Genomic DNA, 6,492 nt, shown 5'->3' on the forward strand with positions numbered 1-6,492 from the left:
ACCCCCCTCAAGACCGCACCACCGCACCACCGCACCACCGTTCCACCGCAACACCGCACCACCGGACAGCTGAAACCGACGCGAAAGCGAGGCCCCCAATGTCGAACGCGCCGATACCGTCCACCCCGTCGGCCATCCTCCCGCCCCGATCCCCGTCCACCCCGTCCACCCCGTCCACCCCGTCCTCCACGTCCTCCACGTCCTCGGCGACCGCCCCGCCCACCACCGACTCCTCCGCCCGCGTCCCCTACCCCTCGCCCCGCAGCGGCTGCCCCTTCGCCCCGGCCCCCGCCTACGAGGCGGCCCGCGACCTCCCGCCGTCCCAGGTCGAGCTGTACGACGGACGCCTCGCCTGGCTGATCACCCGGCACGCCGACGCCCGGATCGTGCTGTCGGACTCCCGCTTCAGCGCCGACGGCCGCACCCCGGGCTTCCCGCTGATCAACGAGCGCATGAAGTACCTCTTGAAGGGCGAACCCTCGTTCATCCGGATGGACGCCCCGGAACACACCCGGCTGCGCAAGCACGTCACCAGCTGGTTCACCAACCGCCGGGTCCAGCAGCTGCGGCCGAGGATCCAGGAGATCGTCGATGAGCGCATCGACCTCATCGAGGCGCGGGGCGCCGCCGAACTGATCGCCGACTTCGCCCTGCCCATCCCCTCCCTGGTCATCTGCGAGATCCTCGGCGTGCCCTACGAGGACCACGACTTCTTCGAACAGGCCAGCCAGGCCATCCTGCGCTGGAACGTCAGCCAGGCCGAGACCGAGAAGAGCTGGGCGGCGCTCCAGGACTATCTGGTCGCGCTGACGGACCTCAAGCGCAAGGAGCCCGACGACCGGATCGTCAGCCATCTCGGCGCCCGGGACGACCTGACCACCGCCCAGGTCGCCTCCATCTCCCGCACCCTGCTGGTCGCCGGGCACGACACCACGGCCGCGACCATCGGCCTGGCGGTCGCGGCGCTGCTGCGCGAGCCGGAGAAGCTGGACCGGCTGAAGGCCGACCCCGAGCTGTATCCCGAGGCCGCCGAGGAACTGCTGCGCTATCTGGCGCCGGTGGGTGGGGTCGGCCTGGGCCGGGCCGCCGTCGAGGACGTCGACGTCAACGGGACCGTCATCCGGGCCGGGGAGGGCGCGCTCGTGGTGCTGCCCGCCGCCAACCGGGACGCGGCGGTGTGGCCGGACGCCGCTGAGCTGCTTCTCGAAGGGGAGCGGGAGAGCGGCGGCAGCCACATGACCTTCGGGCATGGCCCGCATCTGTGCCTGGGCGCCCCGCTGGCCCGGCTGGAGTTCGTGATCGCCCTGGAGACCCTGTTCCGCAGGCTGCCGGGGCTGCGGCTCGCCGTGCCGTTCGAGGAACTGGGTTTCCGCGGTGACGCGTCCGTCTACGGACTTCAGGAGCTGCCGGTCCGCTGGTGATGCCTTTTCCCGTGCCGGGTCCCGGAATTCCGGGACCCGGCACACGCATGCTGAACCCTTTAGCGATCAGCCCTCGTTGACTGAAATGAAGCGGTTCCGTCAGAGCCAGGAATTACCCGGCCGCCCGCTTCACGGATTCTCCGACCAGGAGGGCTCATGAGCACACCCACGACGAAGACAACGGATGCCGCGTTTAGCCAGATTCTCGGCGGGCTGAGCGGGCACATCGAATCCATGATGCGCACCAGCCTTTTCGTCGAGGACGTCCGGCTGGAACTCAACGCGAACTACCAGGGGCAGTCGGGAAGCGCGTTCTCGCGGAACGTGGAAACGTGGATGCAGAAGTTCCGCAAGCTGATGGTCGACTTCGAGCGGCTCGGCGAGAACTCCCAGATCGTCCAGAAGGAGTTCAACGAGGGCGAGGAGCAGGCCAGGATGCAGGGTGAGTCCTGGCTCGACGCGGGCGACACCGTCGGCATGAACTCCGCCGCGACCGACACCGGCCGGCACGCCGACTACGTCAACGACGTGCTCGTCCCGAAGAACTAACCCCGCCGTAGAACTCAAGAAGACCGGAACGAAAGGACTCCCGCTGTGCCCGATCTCAGCATCAACCACAACTCCATCGAGGAACTCCAGCAGCAGATGCACCAGGCGACCTCGGTCATGAGCGACGACATCGAGGCGCTCATCACCGCCCTCAACCAGGTGAAGGAGGAGTTCATCGGTACGTCCAAGCAGGCATTCGACGTGCTGATGAGCGACCTCCAGCAGACGAACACCTGGATGACGTCGACGTTCGGAAAGGGCAGTGTCGCCCTCCAGACCGCCCAGTCGGGCCTTCGGTCGACCGACAACAAGTGCGCCAACCTCATGGCCATGTGAGACCCGCACCGCGGGGCGAAGGGAGGTAGAGCATGGCCGTCACGAAAATCACGGAGGCCGCTCTGCGCAACTTCTCCGAGAACGAACTGGAGAAGTTCAACGAGGAGTCCGAGAACCACGATGGTCCCCGCCGGATCAAGAACTTCAGCCGGCAGACGGGTGGTCGGCTCTACGGCGACTACTACGGCAAGATCATGCCGGGCCCGGACAGCGTGCCGGTCTCCAAGGAACTCCGGGAGAGCTTCAACCTGGTGTGCAAGGAGTTCGCCGCCCAGCTGGAGAAGGTCCAGGGCCACGCCAACCGGCTCGGTGTCCATCTGGGGAAGGTGAACCTCTTCTTCCAGGAGGCCGAAGACAGCAACGACATCACGGCGAAGACCATGCTCGAGGTGCTGGACAAGGCCACCCCCAAGGGCGGCGGGCCCTCGGTCTCCAACGGCTCCGGAGGGAACCCCGCAGCCTGACGGAACGCCTCGGGGGTGCGCGCCCCGGACACCGGGCCGCCCGCGCGCACTCCTGAGGCGTGGCCGACGAGAGGGAATGGCATGGCTGGGAACGCCGGAGTGACCTGGGAATCCGCGCTCAAGAGATTCGCGAGTATTGCCCAGAATGATAAGTTGACGGACCGTTCGAAGGTGACCGGCTCCGAGACGAAATGGATCGCGAACTGGAAAGTCACCAACGGGGTTGGCCCTATCACCGGTATGGACTTCTGGACCGGAATCCCCTACACGACAGATGAGATCATCATCGATTCGACCTCCAATGCTGTCTCCAACACGTCCCGCGGAGTGGTCTCGCTGTCCGGGAACGTCAACTGGACCGGTGTGGACAAGTCCGGCGGTGAGCTGAGCCGATTCATTGCTCAGCCGATCGAGATCCTGACCCCCCTCATCTGGGGGGAGGGCGAGAACGACAATTTCTCCATCCCCAGCTTCTATGCCGGGGAGAAGGCCCTGCTGGACCTTTCGACCTGGCTCAACGGGTGGGCCGGTGAGTTCCGCCGGATCGCCGGAACGGTGGAGACCGAGGGCTCGGAGTGGCGGGGATCGGCCGCCGGGGTCTTCAAGGAACTGCTGAACACCTGGGCGGAGCAATTCGTCGTCCTCGACGGCTTCATGAAGTACCCCAGTGACATGAGCAGCGCGCTGCCACCGCTCGCCACCGCGTCGAAGGAAGCACTGTGGGGAATGTGGGAGGCGTACGAGGGCTGGCGGTACCATCCGGACGGATTCGCCTGGCCGGTCAAGTGCCTGGAATGGGCGCTGCGTGACGCGGTGGGTGAGAATCCCACGATTCACCCCACGACCCTGGTACCTACCACCAAGCTCGGAAACCCCAACGACCAGTCCTTCTGGGACAGCGTCGAGACCTCCGCCAAGGCGAAGTGGACGAGCTTTCTCTTCGACCAGGTCGATGTCAGGATCGGACCGGTCATCGACAGACTCGGTGCCGCTTTCGACACGGCCAAGTCCTTCTTCCCGTCCAACCCGGACTTCTCCGTCGACTTCTCCGTCACCGCCACATCCTTGGCGGACGAGAAGAAGAAGCTGGACGAGGACTACAAGAAGCAGATCGACGACCTCAAGACCGATTCTGACGCCGCCCAGCAGAAGCTGAAGGAAGAGTACGAGGCGCAGCAGGAGAAAGCGAAGCAGGGATACGAGGACTCTCTCGGCAAGACCCAGGAACAGCAGGACCAGGCGAAGAAGGAGTTCGAGGATTCCCTCGGCAAGACCAAGGAAGAGCAGGACCAGGCCAAGAAGGAGTACGAGGACTCCCTGGCGAAGCTGAAGGAGCCCCCGACCACGACCGCGGGGCCCCCCACCAGTGGCTCCGCCGATGATCCGCTCAAGGGGATCACCGACACGCCCACCGCCAACCCCTTCTCGAACATCACCGCGGGCGGCCCGGAGTCCGGCTCCCAGAACCCGGTCACCGACATCCCCACGACCAGTCCGTTCTCCGGGAACGGTCAGAACCCGGTCACCGACACCCCCACGACCAGCCCGTTCGCCGGCGCCGGTCAGAACCCGCTGACCAACCTCACCACGACGGGCAGCCCCGAGTCGGGCTCCTCCCAGAACCCGCTCACCGGTGGGACCCCGCCGCCGCTGACCAACCAGATCCTGGGCCCGGACGGCAATCCCGTCCTCGGTGAGGACGGCCGCCCCATCCAGGTGCCCTACGGCTCGTCCATCGGCTCCACCGCCACACCGGGCGGCGCGAACTCCGGCTCCACCAAACGGCCCGCCGCGGTCGACACGCCCTTCACCTCGCCGTTCACCGACTCCCTCACGACCGTCGACCCGAACGGCGTCACCTCGGGATCGGGCTCGGGGACCGGGGTGGGCTCGGGCAACAGTTTCGGCAGCGGGACCGGCAGTTCGGGCAGCGGGCTCGGCGACAAGCCGTTGCTGGGCCCCGACGGACAGCCGCTCAAGGACAGCAAGGGCAACCCGATCACCGTCCCCGACGGCAGCGCCTTCTCCGACAAGGGCTTCGTGGTCGGCCCCGACGGCGACCTGATCCGGGACACCAGTGGCCGCCCGATCACCGTGCCCAACGGCTCCTCGGTCGGCTCGGACGGCACGGTCCTGGGCCCGGACGGAGAACCGTTGCTCGGCGCGGACGGCAAGAAGATCACCGTGCCCGAGGGCTCGAAGATCGGCACCGGCTCACCCTTCAGCGGCGGCTCCTCCGGCTCGGGCGGCCCGAACCTGCCGTCCTTCGGGTCCGGCGGGGGCGGCGCCCCGGGCAGCGGCATCTCCACCGGTGGTGTCTCCTCCGGGATCGGACCCAAGGCACAGCAGCAGCTCAACTCCCTGGTCGACCCCAACGCGGCCAGCCAGGGGGCCAACCGGCAGAACACCGTGGTGTCCGGCGGCTCGGGCCAGACCGGGGTCAACACCCCGGCCATCAACAAGCTGAGCACGGTCGGCGGCACCCAGGTGCAGAGCCAGCAGCAGATGCCGTACATGCCGCCGCTGGGTGGCTCACCGGCCGGCGGTCAGGGTGACAAGGGCCGTCAGCGCAGCACCTGGGTGTCCGAGGACGAGGAGACCTGGGGGACCGATACCGAGGCGGTCGACGGCGTCATCGGACGCTGAGCACCGCGGCGGAGGCCAGGCATCGACACCAGGGTGACACGCGTGCCCGCGGTGCGAGCGACGACAGGAAGGAAGGGAACCGGTTGTGAGTACGGGCATGCACGAGGCCATCGAGCAGGCCGTGAGCCGCCTCAAGGACTACCAGGGCGAGCTGGACCAGGTGAAGCGCCGGCTGGACGAGGCCACGGCCACCGTGACCTCCAAGGACCGGATGGTCACCGTGAAGGTCGGCTCCCAGGGCCAGGTGGTGGACATGACGTTCCACACCAACGACTACCGGCAGATGGCGCCGAGCGAACTCGGCTCGGCCCTGGTGAAGGTGCTCAACGAGGCGCGCGCCCAGATCGGCGAGCAGGTCATCGAGGAGTACCGGACCATGCAGGGCGTCGGCGAGACCATCGGCTCGGCACTCGTCGGAGGCACGCCCTTCGACGACCTCCTCGCCCCGCTCAGGGAGATGCGTCCCGGGGCGAAGGAGGAGGCGGAGAAGCGCAAGCGGATCAAGAAGCAGGAGGCATTCGATGGCTGACAGCAACACCTTCCGCAAGGACGAGGGCCTGACCAGCAGGTTCTCCAGGTTCCAGGAGCTGGAGGACGTCCTCGGGCATCTGGAGTGGGCCGTCGACTGGATCGGCAAGGAGAACGGCCCGTCCGCGGGCTCGGACGCCGTCGGCACGAACTACAAGAACAAGGTGACCAAGCCGACGGCCAACCTCAAGACCCTCCTGGAAGGGACCCGCGCGATCGTCGGGGGTACCGCCACCAAGGGAGTCAGTACCTCCAAGCAGATCGACGACACCGAGGAAGAGAACACCAGCGCGGCCAACGCGTCGTTCAAGTGACACCGGCCTGAGCCGGACCCGATCCCTACCCGGCGGTGTGAGCGCCGGACCCCCTCACCACAGGAGTGAGGGGCGTCCGGCACTCACACCGCTTTCACGTGTCCACGGAGGATGGAGGGATGCGATCCAGCCATGAACGTGAACCTGGCGTCCCAACAGTCCGTTCGATCAAGTGGACCAGCGCTCAAGCAATAGTGAGGTGGCTCGCGATGTCCCTTCAGATCACCGATCCTC

Annotated in this window: 7 protein-coding genes; all 7 read left to right on the forward strand. The window is 66.9% G+C overall.

Annotation, left to right across the window (positions count from 1 at the left end):
* Nucleotides 1–98 precede the first annotated feature (98 nt).
* The 7 genes from AB0D49_RS39405 (at nt 99) to AB0D49_RS39435 (ending at nt 6,258) form a co-directional block, all read left to right on the forward strand.
* A complete protein-coding gene (locus tag AB0D49_RS39405) occupies nt 99–1,421 on the forward strand; it encodes a cytochrome P450 (RefSeq protein ID WP_362768250.1) in 1,323 nt (440 codons plus the stop codon).
* A 156-nt stretch (nt 1,422–1,577) separates the two neighbouring features.
* On the forward strand, nt 1,578–1,970 hold the full coding sequence (locus AB0D49_RS39410) for a hypothetical protein (RefSeq protein ID WP_362768253.1): 393 nt from the start codon (nt 1,578–1,580) through the stop codon (nt 1,968–1,970).
* A gap of 45 nt (nt 1,971–2,015) precedes the next feature.
* A complete protein-coding gene (locus AB0D49_RS39415; RefSeq protein WP_362768256.1) occupies nt 2,016–2,306 on the forward strand; it encodes a hypothetical protein in 291 nt (96 codons plus the stop codon).
* A gap of 32 nt (nt 2,307–2,338) precedes the next feature.
* Nucleotides 2,339–2,770 (forward strand): hypothetical protein, encoded by a 432-nt coding sequence (locus AB0D49_RS39420; protein ID WP_362768258.1) that lies wholly within the window; start codon nt 2,339–2,341, stop codon nt 2,768–2,770.
* A gap of 153 nt (nt 2,771–2,923) precedes the next feature.
* Nucleotides 2,924–5,416, forward strand: a complete 2,493-nt coding sequence (locus tag AB0D49_RS39425) for a hypothetical protein (RefSeq protein WP_362768261.1) — start codon at nt 2,924–2,926, stop codon at nt 5,414–5,416.
* Nucleotides 5,417–5,501: 85 nt separating this feature from the next.
* Complete coding sequence (locus AB0D49_RS39430) at nt 5,502–5,945, forward strand: YbaB/EbfC family nucleoid-associated protein (RefSeq protein ID WP_362768264.1); 444 nt, start codon at nt 5,502–5,504, stop codon at nt 5,943–5,945.
* Nucleotides 5,938–6,258 (forward strand): hypothetical protein, encoded by a 321-nt coding sequence (locus tag AB0D49_RS39435; RefSeq protein ID WP_362768266.1) that lies wholly within the window; start codon nt 5,938–5,940, stop codon nt 6,256–6,258. Before AB0D49_RS39430 ends, AB0D49_RS39435 begins: the two co-directional genes overlap by 8 nt.
* Nucleotides 6,259–6,492 lie beyond the last annotated feature (234 nt).

Origin of the sequence: Streptomyces sp. NPDC048290, assembly GCF_040652095.1 — a bacterium.
Lineage (GTDB): Bacteria > Actinomycetota > Actinomycetes > Streptomycetales > Streptomycetaceae > Streptomyces.

Coding starts and splice junctions, on each gene's coding strand:
- AB0D49_RS39405 (WP_362768250.1), top strand. CDS start 99: ATGTCGAACGCGCCGATACCGTCCACCCCGTCGGCCATCCTCCCGCCC.
- AB0D49_RS39410 (WP_362768253.1), top strand. CDS start 1,578: ATGAGCACACCCACGACGAAGACAACGGATGCCGCGTTTAGCCAGATT.
- AB0D49_RS39435 (WP_362768266.1), top strand. CDS start 5,938: ATGGCTGACAGCAACACCTTCCGCAAGGACGAGGGCCTGACCAGCAGG.
- AB0D49_RS39420 (WP_362768258.1), top strand. CDS start 2,339: ATGGCCGTCACGAAAATCACGGAGGCCGCTCTGCGCAACTTCTCCGAG.